This is a genomic window from Phyllobacterium sp. MT110 (genome assembly GCF_058792715.1).
This window is the reverse complement of record NZ_JBXAFE010000001.1, coordinates 1,776,796-1,792,475: the sequence shown is the minus strand read 5'-3', so window position 1 is coordinate 1,792,475 and position 15,680 is coordinate 1,776,796. Positions and strand designations below refer to the sequence as shown.

Annotated in this window: 18 protein-coding genes, 1 tRNA gene and 1 riboswitch; of the genes, 15 read left to right on the top strand and 4 right to left on the bottom strand. The window is 60.6% G+C overall.

Translation table 11 applies throughout. The annotated features are described in order from the left end of the window. Positions 1 to 44 precede the first annotated feature (44 nt). The 3 genes from AC1Q5O_RS09200 to ilvC all read left to right on the top strand — a co-directional run bounded on the left by AC1Q5O_RS09200 (position 45) and on the right by ilvC (position 3,072). Positions 45 to 1,268, top strand: coding sequence for an FAD-dependent oxidoreductase (locus AC1Q5O_RS09200; protein ID WP_492562515.1), 1,224 nt, complete (start codon positions 45 to 47; stop codon positions 1,266 to 1,268). Positions 1,269 to 1,373: 105 nt separating this feature from the next. Continuing rightward, positions 1,374 to 2,018 carry a TetR/AcrR family transcriptional regulator gene (locus AC1Q5O_RS09195; protein ID WP_346306242.1) on the top strand — a complete coding sequence of 215 codons (645 nt, stop codon included), beginning with the start codon at positions 1,374 to 1,376 and terminating at the stop codon, positions 2,016 to 2,018. A 34-nt stretch (positions 2,019 to 2,052) separates the two neighbouring features. Next, positions 2,053 to 3,072: a ketol-acid reductoisomerase gene (gene ilvC / locus AC1Q5O_RS09190; protein ID WP_188343638.1), complete on the top strand. Its 1,020-nt coding sequence runs from the start codon at positions 2,053 to 2,055 to the stop codon at positions 3,070 to 3,072. Positions 3,073 to 3,125: 53 nt separating this feature from the next. On the opposite strand, the gene AC1Q5O_RS09185 is transcribed toward ilvC, so the two are convergent. Continuing rightward, on the bottom strand, positions 3,126 to 3,482 hold the full coding sequence (locus tag AC1Q5O_RS09185) for a BA14K family protein (RefSeq protein ID WP_472460781.1): 357 nt from the start codon (positions 3,480 to 3,482) through the stop codon (positions 3,126 to 3,128). A 158-nt stretch (positions 3,483 to 3,640) separates the two neighbouring features. Between AC1Q5O_RS09185 and AC1Q5O_RS09180 the strand changes: the two genes are divergently transcribed. From AC1Q5O_RS09180 to AC1Q5O_RS09165, 4 genes are all read left to right on the top strand, one after another. Then, the gene (locus AC1Q5O_RS09180) at positions 3,641 to 4,756 is read left to right on the top strand and encodes an endonuclease/exonuclease/phosphatase family protein (protein ID WP_346306239.1); all 1,116 of its coding nucleotides are present in this window, start codon (positions 3,641 to 3,643) and stop codon (positions 4,754 to 4,756) included. A 3-nt stretch (positions 4,757 to 4,759) separates the two neighbouring features. Next, positions 4,760 to 5,470: an NUDIX hydrolase gene (locus AC1Q5O_RS09175; RefSeq protein WP_492562511.1), complete on the top strand. Its 711-nt coding sequence runs from the start codon at positions 4,760 to 4,762 to the stop codon at positions 5,468 to 5,470. A 252-nt stretch (positions 5,471 to 5,722) separates the two neighbouring features. After that, positions 5,723 to 6,640 carry a PhzF family phenazine biosynthesis protein gene (locus AC1Q5O_RS09170; protein ID WP_492562509.1) on the top strand — a complete coding sequence of 306 codons (918 nt, stop codon included), beginning with the start codon at positions 5,723 to 5,725 and terminating at the stop codon, positions 6,638 to 6,640. Between the two features lie 103 nt (positions 6,641 to 6,743). After that, a tRNA-Lys gene (locus AC1Q5O_RS09165) sits at positions 6,744 to 6,819 on the top strand. A gap of 61 nt (positions 6,820 to 6,880) precedes the next feature. Here the strand turns inward: AC1Q5O_RS09165 and AC1Q5O_RS09160 are convergent. Next, positions 6,881 to 7,618: an FkbM family methyltransferase gene (locus AC1Q5O_RS09160; RefSeq protein ID WP_492562507.1), complete on the bottom strand. Its 738-nt coding sequence runs from the start codon at positions 7,616 to 7,618 to the stop codon at positions 6,881 to 6,883. A 441-nt stretch (positions 7,619 to 8,059) separates the two neighbouring features. Between AC1Q5O_RS09160 and AC1Q5O_RS09155 the strand changes: the two genes are divergently transcribed. The 7 genes from AC1Q5O_RS09155 (at position 8,060) to AC1Q5O_RS09125 (ending at position 13,773) form a co-directional block, all read left to right on the top strand. Further along, the gene (locus AC1Q5O_RS09155; RefSeq protein WP_105732256.1) at positions 8,060 to 8,404 is read left to right on the top strand and encodes a RidA family protein; all 345 of its coding nucleotides are present in this window, start codon (positions 8,060 to 8,062) and stop codon (positions 8,402 to 8,404) included. Positions 8,405 to 8,653: 249 nt separating this feature from the next. Next, positions 8,654 to 8,929, top strand: a complete 276-nt coding sequence (gene rpsU / locus AC1Q5O_RS09150; RefSeq protein WP_464661192.1) for a 30S ribosomal protein S21 — start codon at positions 8,654 to 8,656, stop codon at positions 8,927 to 8,929. A 208-nt stretch (positions 8,930 to 9,137) separates the two neighbouring features. Next, entirely contained in the window at positions 9,138 to 9,707 is a 570-nt protein-coding gene (locus AC1Q5O_RS09145; protein WP_223612793.1) for an NADPH-dependent FMN reductase, read from the top strand. An 89-nt stretch (positions 9,708 to 9,796) separates the two neighbouring features. Next, a riboswitch (TPP riboswitch) is annotated at positions 9,797 to 9,913 on the top strand. A gap of 97 nt (positions 9,914 to 10,010) precedes the next feature. Beyond that, positions 10,011 to 11,843 carry a phosphomethylpyrimidine synthase ThiC gene (gene thiC / locus AC1Q5O_RS09140; RefSeq protein ID WP_492562504.1) on the top strand — a complete coding sequence of 611 codons (1,833 nt, stop codon included), beginning with the start codon at positions 10,011 to 10,013 and terminating at the stop codon, positions 11,841 to 11,843. After that, positions 11,843 to 12,796, top strand: coding sequence for a glycine oxidase ThiO (gene thiO / locus AC1Q5O_RS09135; protein ID WP_492562502.1), 954 nt, complete (start codon positions 11,843 to 11,845; stop codon positions 12,794 to 12,796). Before thiC ends, thiO begins: the two co-directional genes overlap by 1 nt. Positions 12,797 to 12,798: 2 nt before the next feature. Further along, positions 12,799 to 12,996 (top strand): sulfur carrier protein ThiS, encoded by a 198-nt coding sequence (gene thiS, locus AC1Q5O_RS09130; RefSeq protein WP_130270072.1) that lies wholly within the window; start codon positions 12,799 to 12,801, stop codon positions 12,994 to 12,996. A gap of 3 nt (positions 12,997 to 12,999) precedes the next feature. Continuing rightward, entirely contained in the window at positions 13,000 to 13,773 is a 774-nt protein-coding gene (locus AC1Q5O_RS09125; RefSeq protein WP_492562501.1) for a thiazole synthase, read from the top strand. On the opposite strand, the gene AC1Q5O_RS09120 is transcribed toward AC1Q5O_RS09125, so the two are convergent. Together AC1Q5O_RS09120 and AC1Q5O_RS09115 are read right to left on the bottom strand one after the other, a co-directional pair. Further along, the gene (locus tag AC1Q5O_RS09120) at positions 13,774 to 14,373 is read right to left on the bottom strand and encodes a class I SAM-dependent methyltransferase (RefSeq protein ID WP_492562499.1); all 600 of its coding nucleotides are present in this window, start codon (positions 14,371 to 14,373) and stop codon (positions 13,774 to 13,776) included. A 288-nt stretch (positions 14,374 to 14,661) separates the two neighbouring features. Next, positions 14,662 to 15,111 carry an RrF2 family transcriptional regulator gene (locus AC1Q5O_RS09115; RefSeq protein WP_223612798.1) on the bottom strand — a complete coding sequence of 150 codons (450 nt, stop codon included), beginning with the start codon at positions 15,109 to 15,111 and terminating at the stop codon, positions 14,662 to 14,664. Positions 15,112 to 15,416: 305 nt separating this feature from the next. On the opposite strand from AC1Q5O_RS09115, the gene AC1Q5O_RS09110 reads away from it, so the two are divergent. Continuing rightward, the gene (locus tag AC1Q5O_RS09110; RefSeq protein ID WP_464661186.1) at positions 15,417 to 15,608 is read left to right on the top strand and encodes a hypothetical protein; all 192 of its coding nucleotides are present in this window, start codon (positions 15,417 to 15,419) and stop codon (positions 15,606 to 15,608) included. Positions 15,609 to 15,680 lie beyond the last annotated feature (72 nt).

Below are 15,680 nucleotides of genomic sequence, written 5' to 3'. Positions count from 1 at the left end.
GCATCGCGTCTGTATGCCCGTAGCAGCAAACGGGCAGGGTCAGATTGAAAAAACAGCGGATTGCCATTGTGGGTGCGGGCCCGGCGGGCCTTGCCGCCGCGCTCTATCTTCATCGCGCCGGGCATGATGTCAAACTGCTCGAACGGTTTGCCGCCCCTTCGCCTCTCGGCTCCGGCCTCATCCTGCAACCCACCGGCCTGACGGTGCTCAGCGATCTCGGGCTGTTCGACAGCATTTCCGGGCTCGGCAACCGCATCGACCGGCTCTACGGCGCCGATGCCCTGTCCGGGCGGGCGGTGCTGGATGTCCGGTATGCGGCACTGAAAAGCGGACGCTACGGCATTGCCGTGCATCGCGCCGCCCTGTTCGATGTGCTGTACCAGGCGGTGCTGCAGGCGCGTATCGATATCAAGACCAATGTCGACGTCGTCACGCTGGACACGGGCAACGGCCGGGCATGGCTGATGACCAGTACCGGCCGCAGCATCGGCACCTTCGATCTGGTCGTCGATGCCAGCGGCTCGCGTTCGCGGCTCAAGCAGTTTGCCATCCATCCCTGCGAACCGGAGCCCCTGACGTACGGCGCCTTCTGGACCTCGCTGAAATGGCGCGGGGAGGGGTTTGACACGCGCGCGCTGCTGCAGCGCTACCGCAAGGCCGGCGTGATGATCGGCGTTCTGCCGATTGGCAGGACCGATGCGGGCGGCGATGACATGGCGGCATTCTTCTGGAGCACAAAGCCGGATGAAGCGGAGGCCCTGCGCGCTGCGGGGATCGAACGCTGGAAGGACCGGGTGCTGTCGCTCTGGCCGGAATGCTCGGCCTATACCGATCAGATCGGCGGTTTCGACGATATGACGCTGGCGCGTTATGGCCACCATACGCTGGCCATGCCCGCCGGGCGTCACCTTGCCGTCATCGGCGATGCGGCCCATTCCACCAGCCCGCAGCTGGGGCAGGGCGCCAACATGGCGCTGCTGGATGCGCGGGCGCTTGCCCATGCCCTTGCCACCTCCGCGGAGCTCGATGCGGCGCTGTCCGCCTATGCCGCCTCCCGCCGGACGCATGTGCGCGGCTTCCAGGCCCTGTCGCGGGCATTCACCCCGTTCTACCAGTCGGATTCGACCCTGCTGCCCTTTGCACGCGATTGGGTGGTACCAACCGTGGCGCGTATTCCGCCCGCGCCGCAGCTTCTGGCATCGATGGTATCGGGTACCTTGATCGGCCCGTTCCGGCCAATCGGTTTGCGGGAAAAAGCCTGGTTCTAGAAATCTTTTTCATCCCCACTTGCCAAACGATTTTCATGGCTCTAGAACCGAACCGTAACGTACGGTACGGCATATGAAGCCGTGAAAGCGAATGGAAGAAGCCTCGTGCAATCTGCTGCGGAAGCCAGTGACAGCCCATTGACAGAGCGTCAGCGCGACGTTCTCGATGCGGCGCTTGGCCTGCTGGTGGAAGCGGGGGACGCGCTGACGATGACCAGCGTGGCGCGCCGCGCCAGCTGTTCCAAGGAAACCCTCTACAAATGGTTCGGCGACCGGGACGGGCTCCTGACCGCGACGGTCCAGTGGCAGGCGTCGAAGGTGCGCGGCGTCACGGTCAGGCGCGACGGACTTGATCTGTCGTCGCTGACAAGCGGGCTGGAACGCTTTGCCTCGGACTGGCTGCGCGTTCTCTCCGGCAAGATTTCCGTGGCGCTCAACCGCGTGGCCGTCAGCCATGCGGGCAGCGACAAACGCGATCTCGGCGCCATCGTCCTGGAGAACGGGCCGTTTGCCATGGCGCGCCGCCTGATGCCGCTGCTCGAGGTCGGGCGTGAAGCCGGACTGCTGGCATTCGACGATACGGAAGAAGCATTTCGCACCTTTTTCGGACTGGTCGTCCGGGATGTGCAAATCCGGTTGCTGCTTGGCGACCGGTTCGAGTTGACTGATGTGGCAATCGACGGCGAGGCCCGGCGCGCGACACAGCAGTTTTTCGCTCTGTACGGAGCTCATACCAACGGGGCCGCTTAAGGCCGCTGTACGCAACGCTGAAGGGAAGAAATCAATGCGCGTATATTATGACCGCGATGCAGACATCAACCTGATCAAGTCGAAGAAGGTTGCCATTATCGGATACGGTTCGCAGGGCCGCGCCCATGCGCTGAACCTGAAGGACTCCGGTGCCAAGGACGTGCGCATTGCCCTGCGTCCGGGCTCTGCCACCGCCAAGAAGGCCGAAGCCGACGGCTTCCAGGTCGTCAGCGTTGCCGAAGCGGCAAAATGGGCCGACCTGATGATGATGGCGACGCCGGACGAACTGCAGGCCGACATCTACAGGGATCACATCGCCGACAACATCCGCGACGGCGCTGCCATCGCTTTTGCCCACGGCCTCAACGTGCATTTCGGCCTCATCGAGCCGAAGAAGACCGTTGACGTTGTCATGATCGCGCCGAAGGGCCCGGGCCACACGGTTCGCGGCGAATACCAGAAGGGCGGCGGCGTTCCCTGCCTCATCGCCATCCATCAGGATGCCTCGGGCAATGCGCATGACCTCGCGCTGTCCTATGCCTGCGGCGTCGGCGGCGGCCGTTCGGGCGTCATCGAAACCAATTTCCGCGAAGAGTGCGAAACCGATCTGTTCGGTGAGCAGGTTGTTCTGTGCGGCGGCCTCGTTGAACTGATCCGCGCCGGTTTCGAAACGCTGGTTGAAGGCGGCTATGCGCCTGAAATGGCCTATTTCGAATGCCTGCACGAAGTGAAGCTGATCGTCGACCTGATCTATGAAGGCGGCATCGCCAACATGAACTACTCGATCTCCAACACGGCCGAGTGGGGCGAATATGTCTCCGGTCCGCGCATCATCACTGCCGAAACAAAGGCCGAGATGAAGCGCGTCCTGACCGACATCCAGACCGGCAAGTTCACCTCCGACTGGATGCAGGAATACAAGGCCGGCGCATCGCGCTTCAAGGCTATCCGCCGCAACAACGACAAGCACCAGATCGAAGAAGTCGGTGAAAAGCTGCGCGGCATGATGCCATGGATCGGCAGCAACAAGCTGGTCGACAAGGCCAAGAACTAAGGTCTCCGACCTTTCCAGGAATCAGGCCGATAGAGCGATCTATCGGCCTTTTTTCATTGCAGCGTGCAGGTGCGGCGCGGCCCGCTCAGGGGCTGGTAGGTGTTGTCGAAGGCACGGTAGGATTGATAGCGGTCCTGGCAGATCTGCGCCTGGGTACGGGTCGTCGGCGAGATGATGGGCCGGCGGGTGCGGAAATCGTTGCACCGCGCCGAGCCCGTGCAATTGGGCCCGGCAAGGTTGGCCGGGCTGTCGGTGCCGAGAATCAGCGGCTGCAGTGGCACCGGATCATTGCCGCGCGGGGCCGGACGATAGGGCTGGACCTGTGCAGACGCGGCGCCAAGACCGAGGGTCAGGGCAAGGCCAAAGGCGGCGAGGGCTGTGATCAGGGTCTTCATCATCGTCGTGTCCATGCTGTTTTCCCTAATATAGGCCTTTGCGCACCCCGCCGCCACCGTCAAGCGGAAATCCCCGCGGTAACGGTTTCGGCACTGGTTGTCGTGCGGCAATCAGGTTAGGCTCGCACCAACGTCCTGCTTCGACTGTCGGTTTCATAATTCAGGGTCTGTGAATGTCTGTACGCATCGCCACGTTCAACGTCGAAAATCTGATGAACAGGTTCGATTTCTCCGGCTTCAAGAACAATCTGAACAAGGACCGGACGCTGCAGCTGTTCCAGATCAATGACGAGGAACAGTACCGGCAGCTGGAACAGGCACGGGCCATCGCCCATGCGGACGACACCCGCCAGCTGACAGCGCTTGCCATTGCCGAAACCCATGCGGATATTCTCTGCCTGCAGGAAGTCGACAATATCGGTGCGCTGAATGCCTTCGAGTTCGGCTATCTCTTCAAGATGGTCGGCGAGGGCTACCGGCACAAATACATGCTGGAAGGCAATGACAGCCGGGGCATCGACGTGGCGGTGCTGATGCGCGACCAGACCCGGCACGGCGAGCCGATTGAATTCATCGAAATGACCAGCCATGCCCACGTCACCTACAATGACTTCGGTCTGTACAACGCCGAGATTGCGGCGCTCGGGCTTGAGCCGCATGAGCGCATTTTCAAGCGCGACTGCCTGGAGATCGACGTGCGTATCGGCGGGCGGCCGCTGACGCTGTTTGTCAGCCATTTCAAATCCATGGGGCCGCCGCGCAACGGGCTGGACGGGCGCACGGCCTCCATGCCGGTGCGCGTGGCCGAAGCCAAGGCGGTGCGGCGGATCATCGAGGACCGGTTTGCCGATAGCGGCGGTTCGGCCAGCAAGCATTGGGTGATCTGCGGCGATTTCAACGATTATCGCGAACGCATCGTCATTGGCGGCGATTCGCTGGCCGGATACACGTTTGAGCCGGTGCGCGAGGCGACGAGCAGCGTCGACGTGCTGCTGGACGGCGGGTTCTGTGAAAATCTGGTGGAACGCCGTCCGGTGATGGATCGATGGACGCTGTACCACACGCGTGGCCCGGAGGAGCGCCACCTGTGCCAGCTTGACTACATCCTCGCGTCGCCCGCATTGGCCAGAACCAACAGCAAGGTTGTGCCCGACATCATCCGGCGCGGCCAGCCATATCGCACGATTTTCCCGCCGGACCAGAAGGTCGAGCTGTTTCCCAGGATCGGCTGGGACCGCCCCAAGGCAAGCGATCACTGCCCCGTTGCCGTCACGTTCAACGTCATCTGACCCATGCACACCATTCCCGAAGCAGCCGTCATCCCGATCCGTCAGGCCATTGTGCGCGTGGAGGAGGGGCCTCTCGCCTACGATGTTCAGCATCGCGCTGACGTAGCCGCAAACTGGACACGCGAACTGGCGGCCAATCCCACGCTGTTCGACGGCTCGTTCTTCCTGGCTGAACAGGCCGGGATCGATGCCGGTATTTTCCGCGCGGCCTACCGGCGCACCACCTTTGCCACGATGATGCACTGGAAGCGCAACCGCTCGGCTGCAAAACCATGGCACATCTTCAGCGTCGGGGTCATGGTATCGGCGGATAACAGGCTGATTGCCGGGCAGATGGGCGCCACGACATCGGCGGCGGGACGGGTGTATTTCCCGGCTGGCTCTTTCGATGCGGGCGACCTCGTGGGCGATCAGGTGGATTTCGACGGCAATGCCCAGCGCGAGGTGGCCGAGGAAACCGGCATCGATCTTGGCACCGCATCGCACCGGGACGACATGGCCTATCTCGTCAGGGTGGAGCGGAGCATTGCCGTGTTCCGGCGTTATTATTTCCGGCAGACCGGAGATGAACTGCTCGCATCCATTCGCGCCACCATTGCCGCCCAGGCCGATCCGGAACTGGACGGGGTCTGTGCCATTTCGGCCGCCGGCGAGATGGGGGAGGCGACGCCGCGTACCTTCGCCACCTTTGGCGACTGGCATTTCAGGCCATGAACCGAGAGAGGCAATGTTGCATTTCTGCCGTGCGTGGTTCGACAAGCTCACCATGAGGGTGAGTGAGGATTGCCGGGCGTTCTATTCTGCAACGTTTGTGATTGAACTTGCAGTCATCCATCTCCCTCATGGTGAGCTTGTCGAACCACGCACCAGATGGCCTGCAGGCTGGAATGTCACCGTCACAAGGTTTATCTTGAACAGCTCTCTCCAGTGTCTACTTTCGCCGAGGGTTTGACGAGGAGTATGCAAATGAGCGGCCGGCACTATCAAGTCTATGATGTTTTCACCGACAAGGTCCTGACGGGCAATCCCCTTGCGGTTGTGCATGATGCGGCCGGGCTGGACGATGCCGCCATGCAGCGGATTGCCGGGCAATTCAATCTGTCAGAGACGGTGTTCGTCCTGCCGGCGCACAATCCTGCCCATACGGCCCAGATCAGGATTTTTACGCCCGATTACGAAATGCCTTTCGCCGGTCATCCGACCGTCGGGTCCGCCATTGCCCTGGCGCAAAGCCGCTTTCCCGACGTGGCGGGCGATCAGGAAACGCTGATCATCCTGGAAGAGAAGATCGGCCCCGTCCGCTGCGGCGTGAAACTCAGCAAGGCGGGAGCGTTTGCCGAATTCGATCTTCCCAAGCTGCCGGAACAGGTGCCGTATAATTCCGACAGGATCGCGCTGGCCAATGCCCTGCGTCTTGAACCCAAGGAGATCGGCTTCGAGAATCACGTTCCGACCATCTGGGATGCCGGCGTGCCTTACCTGCTGATCCCGATTCACGGGCTGGCGGCAGCCGGTCGGATTCGAATCAACCAGGACGCCATGAAAAAGGCCGCGCCTGTGATCGACGGGCGCCAGCTGCCCGTCTATGTCTATTGCCGCGAAACGACGCTGCACGACAGCAATTTTCATGCGCGGATGTTTGTCAGCGACGAGGGCACCTACGAGGACCCGGCAACGGGTTCCGCCACGGCAGCCTTTGCCGGGGCCATCCAGCATTTTGACCAGCCGCTCGACGGATTGTTGCGGCTGTGGCTGGAACAGGGCCAGGAAATGGGCCGTCCATCGCGATTGCGGCTGGAACTGGATATCGCCGACCAGAAGCTTGCCGGCGGGCGTATCGGCGGTTCGGCGGTCAAGACGGCGGAGGGACAGCTTTTTGTTTAAACAACTTATTGTTCAAAGCTGACATAAAGTTTTCAAGAAGGGCTGGACAGGCCGGTTTTGCCCCGTTATAGAGCCCCCACCTTCGGTCGTCAAAGCGGCTGACGGGCACATAGCTCAGTTGGTAGAGCAGCTGACTCTTAATCAGCGGGTCGTAGGTTCGATCCCTACTGTGCCCACCAATCAGAACCCCAGGTCATATCAATGGCTTGGGGTTTTTCTTTTGCTGCGGTTCTGAAACAGTCACCGTTTTGGCTTCGCCAGGAGGTGAGGGTTGGGCAGGCCGATGAGATAATTCATGTCGATCTCATGCGCCTCGCGCCATTCAGGCTCCTCATCGATCGAAAAGAGATACCCGTCTGCCGGCAGTGCTTCCATGATGGCAAAGCAATGGGCGCGCGCGTCGACCTGCATCATGTTGTGAATTTCGATGTCGAGAAACGGCAGCTGTTGCAACACGCCGCGGGCGCCCTTCAGTGCCGCGACCTCGTGCCCTTCCACGTCGATCTTGAGGAAGTCGACATTGCCCAAATCCGCATCGTCCAGCGCGATGACGTCGACAATCAGGTCACCATCGGGAGCATGAACATTGCTGTCGTTGAGGATGACGTTGCTGTGCGGCGCCAAAACCTTGTGGGTGCCCGTCTTCTGCCCGACGGCTTTGCCATGGGCCACGACGTTTGTCAGTCCGTTCAGTTCGGCATTCCGCTGCACGACACCCGCATTGAATGGCAGCGCGTCAAAGGCGGTTACCCTGCCGGTGGGGCCGGCCTTCTGGCTGAACAGCACGGTCATCAATCCATGATGGGAGCCGCAATCGACAACATGCGAGCCCGGTTTTATAAAGTAAAGGCAACGCTCCCGAAATCCGGTATAATTGTTTCCCGGTGCAACATACCAATGATATCCAATCTCATCGGCGATGCAGAATGGTATAGATCGGTCGCCATATCTTATGTTTTCAACGAATGGATATATCAATTACTTATCACTCCCGTCGAATTGTAGGGCACGTTATCATAGATAAGCTTAATATTGCATCATATCGCAAGTATAAAATCAAATTCCTAGGGTTCGCGGTTGGTCCGCCCGACGCTTCCGCCATCAACAACGCCGCAGCCATGGAATGGTCGAGTATGCAGTGGCGCCTTGAGCCCGCAAGACACATCGCGACAGAAGCAGCCGGTTTCCGCAGCATCGCTTGCCTCCGCTTTCCCATGGTTAACAATGGTGCTGCGGACGGAGGATCCAACCCCTTGCGGCCGCTCGCTTCAGGGGGCGGGGCAAACGAAAACCGTGGGCGGAACCGATGATTTTTGTTGCTTTCCGGCGGGCCCCAACTATAACGCCTTGAACAGGGCCTAATGGCCCTTTTTTCTTGTACGCATATCGATCTACCCAAACTGCTAGAGGAGACTTTCCATGAGCATTCGTCGTATTGAAGTCGGTCCACGCATGAGCCAGGCCGTTATCCATGGCAACACGGTTTATCTCGCAGGGCAGGTAGGCACACCGGGCAAGAGCGTCACCGAGCAGACCAAGGATGTCCTGGCTTCGGTCGAGCGCCTGTTGAAGGAAGCCGGTTCCGACAAGTCCAAGATCCTGCAGGCGATCATCTGGATGGCCGACATGAAGGACTTTGCCGAAATGAATGCGGTTTGGGATGCCTGGGTCGATCCGGCCAACACGCCTGCGCGCGCCACCGGCGAAGCCAAGCTGGCAACCCCGGACTACCTCGTCGAAATCATCATCACCGCTGCCATCTGATTCCCTGCCGAAATCCGTCCGACACGGCGGATTTGGCAAGGCGACAGGTTCATCCCGGCGGAAATATTGAATTTGCCGGGATGAAATGAAGTGGATGTCAGTAAAACTGCTCCCGTGCACTGGATTTTTAGCGCGGGAATGAATAAAGTCCGCGCTTCTCGGGATTGCCGTTGTGGTAATTCATCAAACGCTTGTCTGATTGTGACGCTTACGCCCGCAAGACGAGACAAGCATGGGTAAGGAAAACGATTGCAAGTTCTCGTCCGTGATAACAATGTTGAACAGGCCCTCCGGGTCCTGAAAAAGAAGATGCAGCGCGAAGGTCTCTTTCGCGAAATGAAGGCGCGCCAGGCTTTTGAAAAGCCGTCCGAGCGCCGTGTCCGTGAAAAGGCTGAAGCCGTCAGCCGCGCCCGCAAGGCAGCGCGCAAGCAGGCACAGCGTGAAGGTCTGCTTCCTGGTCCGAAGAAGAAAGAACGCGTTGCCCGTCCAGGTGCCGCGACCAGCGATTTCAGCAACAACCGATAATCAATGACCGGAGTTTCCGGTCCTTGCAAAACGCGACAGAACCCGCACAGCGAGCCATGCTGGAGCGGGTTTCGTTTTGTGAAGACTCCGCCATAACTATCGTCTTCACATCGATATTACCCGGTTTCAAAAAAGTGCCTTCTTGTGCGCCGCATCACGCCGCGCCTATGCATGCTCCATACTATTCAAGCCTTATGGAGACCTTTCAATGGCACCCAAGCTCAACATCGTCCACGTCAGCACCCGGCCGGGCCGCGCCGGTCAGCCGGTTGCCAAGTGGTTCCATGATTTTGCCAGCCAGGACGGCCAGTTCGAGCCGGTTCTGATTGACCTGGCCGATCTCAACCTGCCGGTTTTCGACGAACCAAACCACCCGCGTGCCCGGAAGTATGAGCATGCGCACACGAAAAAGTGGAGCGCGCTGATCGAAGCGGGCGATGCGATCGTGTTCGTGACGCCGGAATATGACTATTTCGCTCCGCCGTCCCTGACCAATGCGATCATTTATCTCTGGCAGGAATGGAACTACAAGCCGGTCGGTTTCGTCAGCTATGGCGGCGTGTCGGGCGGCCTGCGCTCGGTCGAATCGGTCAAGGGCCTCATCGCAGGCCTGCGGATGGTTCCCATTCCCGAAGGCGTTCCCGTTCCGGCGTACCAGCAGTTCATCAACGATGAAGGCGTCTTCCAGGCCAATGAACTGGTGACGGCGAGCGCCAACACCATGATTGGCGAATTGCTCAAGTGGAGCAATGCGTTGAAGCCGCTGCGCGCGTCCTGATCCGGTCAAGGCGCCCGGAATCGACGGGGCGCCACACACACGATTTTACCGATTCGCTTGACAAATGGCGGATCGGGCGTTCAATTCAAGACATTCACCAGGGGGGTCCCGACAAGGGGCTGAGATTCTGCTGGCTTTTGCAGCGCAGTGACCCGTTGAACCTGATCCAGTTCATACTGGCGTAGGGACGGTGCGAAAGTCATGCGAGTCAGCCTCGGCACATCCGTATCCGGATTCGCAATCTCTTTTCATCCTTCCGGCACAGAACTGGGTTTCCACGCTTAACCGCCTAGGAGCCTGATGATGACCGCAATTACCCCAACCGTTTCGGCAGGACCGCTGCCGGCCTCGATCAAAATATACAAACCCGGCCATATCCATCCGGATATCCGCGTGCCGTTGCGCCAGATATCGGTGCATCCAACGGCGGGCGAGCCGCCGGTGACGGTGTACGACGCGTCCGGGCCGTATACGGATGCCAACGCTGCCATTGACATCGCCAAGGGCCTGCCGCGCATTCGCGCAAGCTGGCTTGCCGGCCATGCCGACCTTGCCGCCTATGACGGCCGCCACGTCAAGCTGGAGGACAATGGCTTCGTCACCGGTGAACGGCTGACCCCGGAGTTTCCTGTGCGCAACCGGCCTTTGCGGGCGAAGGGCGATAAAGCCGTGACGCAGCTCGCCTATGCCCGGGCGGGGATCATCACGCCGGAGATGGAATATGTTGCGATCCGTGAAAACCTTGGCCGCGACGCGGCGCGGGCGCAGCTGGAGCGCGACGGCAATTCCTTCGGCGCGTCGGTGCCGGATCATGTCACACCGGAATTCGTCCGCGAGGAGATTGCCCGGGGCAGGGCGATCATTCCGGCCAATGTCAACCATCCTGAACTTGAGCCGATGATCATCGGCCGCAACTTCCTGGTCAAGATCAACGCCAATATCGGCAATTCCGCAGTGACCTCCTCCATGGCGGAGGAAGTGGAAAAAATGGTCTGGGCCATCCGCTGGGGTGCCGACACGGTGATGGACCTGTCGACCGGCCGCAACATCCACAATATCCGCGAATGGATCATCCGCAACGCCCCCGTGCCGATCGGCACCGTGCCGCTCTATCAGGCGCTGGAAAAGGTCGGCGGCATCGCCGAGGACCTGACATGGGAGGTCTATCGCGACACGCTGATCGAGCAGGCGGAGCAGGGTGTCGATTATTTCACCATCCATGCGGGTGTTCGGTTGCATTACATCCCGCTGACCGTCGACCGCGTCACCGGCATCGTGTCGCGTGGCGGCTCGATCATGGCCAAGTGGTGCCTGCATCATCACCGGGAAAGTTTCCTCTACGAGCATTTCGAGGAAATCTGCGATATCTGCCGTGCCTATGATGTCAGCTTCTCGCTGGGTGACGGGCTGCGGCCGGGTTCCATCGCCGATGCGAACGATGCGGCGCAGTTTGCCGAGCTGGAGACGCTGGGGGAACTGACGCAGATTGCCTGGGCCAAGGGCTGCCAGGTGATGATCGAGGGCCCCGGCCACGTGCCGATGCACAAGATCAAGGCGAACATGGACAAGCAGCTTGCCGTCTGCGGCGAGGCGCCGTTCTACACGCTGGGACCGCTTACCACCGATATCGCGCCCGGCTATGATCACATCACGTCGGGCATCGGTGCGGCGATGATCGGCTGGTTCGGCACCGCCATGCTTTGCTATGTCACGCCGAAGGAACATCTCGGACTGCCCAACCGCGACGATGTGAAGATCGGGGTGATCACCTACAAGATCGCCGCCCATGCGGCGGACCTTGCCAAGGGCCATCCGGCGGCGCAGGTGCGGGACGATGCCCTGTCGCGGGCGCGCTTCGAGTTCCGCTGGGAAGACCAGTTCAACCTGTCGCTCGATCCCGAAACGGCGCGGCTGTTCCACGACGAGACATTGCCGAAGGAGGCGCACAAGGTGGCGCATTTCTGCTCCATGTGTGGGCCGAAATTCTGTTCGATGCGGATTTCCCACGATATCCGCGCCGAAGCGCAGAAGGAGGGCATGTCAGCCATGGCGGAAAAATTCCGGCAGGGCGGCGATCTCTACATGCCGCTGAAATCAGCAGCTGTACCCATACCGGTCGGGGGTGACGAATTCTGATGCGTGTTCTTGTCAAAGGCGCCGGCGTGGCCGGGCTCACCGCCGCACATGAACTGATGGCGCGGGGCGCGGACGTAACCGTCTTCGACCCGCGCCGCGACACGTCATCGACCGCCTCCTGGTATGCGGGCGGCATGCTTGCGCCGTATTGCGAGCGGGAAAGTGCCGATGAACAGGTGCTGGAACTCGGATTGAAGGCTGCCTCCTGGTGGGAGGCGGCTCTGCCGGGGCGCGTCGTGCGCAACGGCACGCTGGTGCTGGCGCCAGCGCGTGATGCCGGGGAATTGGACCGTTTCGCATCGCGCACCTCGGGTTTTGCCGGCGTGGACGCGCAGGAACTGGGCAGTCTCGAACCCGACCTTGCGGGGCGGTTCCGCCGGGGGCTGTTTTTCCGGGACGAAGCGCATCTCGATCCGCGCCGCGCCCTGACGGCGCTGGCGGCCAAGCTGGCCGCATCCGGCGTTCGCTTTGAGAACGAGCGGGACGAGGGCAAATTCGACCGCATTGTCGACTGCACCGGTTATTCCACGGCCAAGCCGGATCTGCGCGGGGTGCGCGGTGAAATGCTGATCCTGCAAACCCGCGACATCGTGCTGGCCCGGCCGGTCCGGTTGATCCATCCGCGTTTTCCCGTCTACATCGTCCCGCGCGCCGATCACCTTTTCATGGTCGGCGCGACGATGATCGAAAGCGATGCGACGGGGCCGGTTACTGCCCGGTCGATGATGGAACTGCTCAATGCCGCCTACAGCCTGCATCCGGCCTTTGGCGAGGCAGCGATCATCGAGACCGGTGTCGGCGTGCGCCCGGCCTATGCGGACAATTTTCCGCGCGTGGAGCGCGATGGCCGGGTGATCAGCATCAACGGATTGTACCGGCACGGATTTCTGCTGGCGCCTGCCATGGCGATGCAGGCGGCAGCGATGGCTTTTGACTCGGAGAAGGTAGCTTGATCATGAGACTGATCGTCAATGGAGAGCCGCACGAGGTTGCGGCCAAAACACTGGCCGATTTGCTCGGCGAACTTGAGTATGAGGGCGAATGGCTGGCGACCGCGCTCAATGGCGAGCTGGTGCGGGCGACCGCGCGCGCTGCCGTGGCGCTGAATGACGGCGACCGGGTGGAAATCCTCACCCCGCGGCAGGGAGGCTGAGCCATGCTGACCCTTTATGGCACCGAACTGTCCTCGCGCCTCCTCCTTGGCACCGCGCAATATCCGTCACCGGCGATCCTGATGGATGCAGTGAAGGCATCGGAAACCAGGATCGTCACGGTCTCCCTGCGACGCGAAATGGCGGGCGGCAAGTCCGGCGACAGGTTCTGGTCGCTGATCCAGTCGCTCGGCGTGCATGTGCTGCCCAACACGGCGGGCTGCCACACGGTCAAGGAAGCGGTACTGACCGCCCAGATGGCCCGGGATATTTTTGCCACCGACTGGATCAAGCTCGAAGTCATCGGCAATCACGACACGCTGCAGCCGGATGTGTTTGCGCTGGTGGAAGCGGCGCGCATCCTGACAGCGGACGGCTTCAAGGTGTTTCCCTATACGACGGACGATCTGGTCGTGGCGGAGCGCCTGCTCGAGGCGGGGTGCGAGGTGCTGATGCCGTGGTGCGCGCCCATCGGCTCGGCGCTTGGCCCGCTCAATCTGCATGCCCTGCGTGCCCTGCGCGGGCATTTCCCCGAGGTGCCGCTCATCGTCGATGCCGGTCTCGGCCGGCCGTCCCATGCCGCCACGGTGATGGAACTCGGCTTTGATGCCATCCTGCTCAACACGGCTGTTGCCAAGGCTGCCGACCCTGTCGCCATGGCGACCGCCTTCGCCAAGGCGGCGGATGCCGGGCACATGGCCTTTCACGCGGGCATGCTGGAGCCGCGCGATGTGGCGGTGCCGTCAACGCCGGTTATCGGAAAAGCCGTCTTTACCTGATCAGGGCTGTTTGGTGGCGATGACGTGCAGCCATTGCGTCGGCTCACGGTCATAGCCGCTGCCCATCAGCGCAGCGATATCGATATCGTGCCAGCGATCTTCGCCATAGGCCTGGCGCAGCCATTGCGGCGAGGGGTAGTTGAAGTAGCGGCCGAAGCGGTCACGGCCTTCGGCCGTACCGGCCTTGAAACTGGCAAAGAACCGTCCGCCGGGTTTGAGGGCGCGGTTGATATGGCTGATGATATCGGGCAGGCCGGCGCGCGGCACGTGCAGCAGGCAGGCACTGGCCCAGACGCCGTCATAGGCATTGTCCGCGGCAATGTGCTCGAACTGCAAGACATCGACGGCAATGCCGAGCCGCTTCTGCGCTTCGGCGGCGATCTCGGGTGAGCCATCCGTCGGAACCACGTCAAAGCCGCGGGCAAGCATATGCGCCGTGTCGTCACCGCCGCCGCAGCCAAGTTCCAGTATTCTGGCGCCGGGAGACAGCAGGGCGAGGTAGGCGTCGAGATGGTCAAATGCGCGCGCCTGCGACTGGTTGGCGTAACGCACGGCTTCATCGGCGTAAAAGGCCAGTGTTTCCGGATCGTTGGCGGTCATGGTGTTTCCCGAGGGGTTAGAGCGGTTTGCGGCCATATTGGATCAGTTCTGTTTCCCGGATGGCGAGACAATCCACGCGGAAGGTAGCAAGGCCGATGTTTATCCATCGGACGAAGCTGCCTGACAAAGTGGGTGTCCGCCAGCCGGAAACCCGAAGGGCCGGGTGAATTTGGCCCAATTCCTGCGGGTTTTGACTTCGTCCGATGGATAACATCGGTCTCGTCAAACCCCTTGACCTTGTCCGCAAATTCCCGCCGGCAGAACGATTCAATATGGCCGCAAACCGCTCTAACTGTCGAGCACGGCTGCCAGCTTGCCGCCATCGCCGTAAGCGAGGCAATCGGCAATCGTGGTCTTATCGAGCACGCCGCGCGTGACATTGGCGACTTCGCTGAAGACATGGCGGATTTCGCACTTGTCCTCGCTGTCGCAGTCTTCGCAGCGCCGGTAGGCAATCTTGCTGAGGCAAGGCAGGGGCGCAATCGGCCCGTCGATCAGCCTGAGGACCTCGCCGAAGGTGATGTCTTGCGCCTGCTTGAGCAGGAGGTAGCCACCCATCTTGCCGCGGCGGCTCATGACGATGCCCTGATGTTTCAGGTCGAGCAGGATCTGTTCCAGGAACTTCTTCGGAATGTTCTGTTCTTCCGCGATGTCCGAAATGAAAAGGGCCTTTTCGGCATCGGCTCTGGCGAGAACGACAAGCGCCCGGAGCGCATATTTGGCTTTCTGCGAAATCATGATTGTTGCCTGACCACCCTGTGAGATGCAGTCATAGTCCCTCGCGTGACATTTTCTAGTGCTAAAGTGTTAAAAAATGGAGTTTTTTCATGGCGGCCAAATGTCTTAAAAATGGCTGTTAAGGCTCTGAAAAATAATCATTCATTAAGAATTAAGCACCCGAAAAGTTGCGAAAGCGTTAAAATCGATACACGATTAAACCGGTAGTGATTGTTGACAAATTTTTACAACCGGTCATCATCGGGTATCGGTTGTCTCCTGGAGGCAGCTGCACTCTGCAACCCAATTGTTCCCTGGAGGTCGCAATGTACAGTGAAGTATCAGGCATCTTTAATCGGGCAGAACGCCTGTGGCGCGAGGTATTCGCCTCGGAAACACTCGACACCGATGCACGGGATGCGAAGAAGCGGGACAGCGACGAGGCCTCGGCCAAGCGTCATCGCAACTGGACCGAGGAGGATTTCCTCTGGTGCTGGCAGCATCGCGGCTTCTGGTAAGCCGCGCTTTCGATCACGACGCTGCCTCGCGGCATCGCGGGGTGGAAGCGGATTGCGGAACCGGCTCGGATA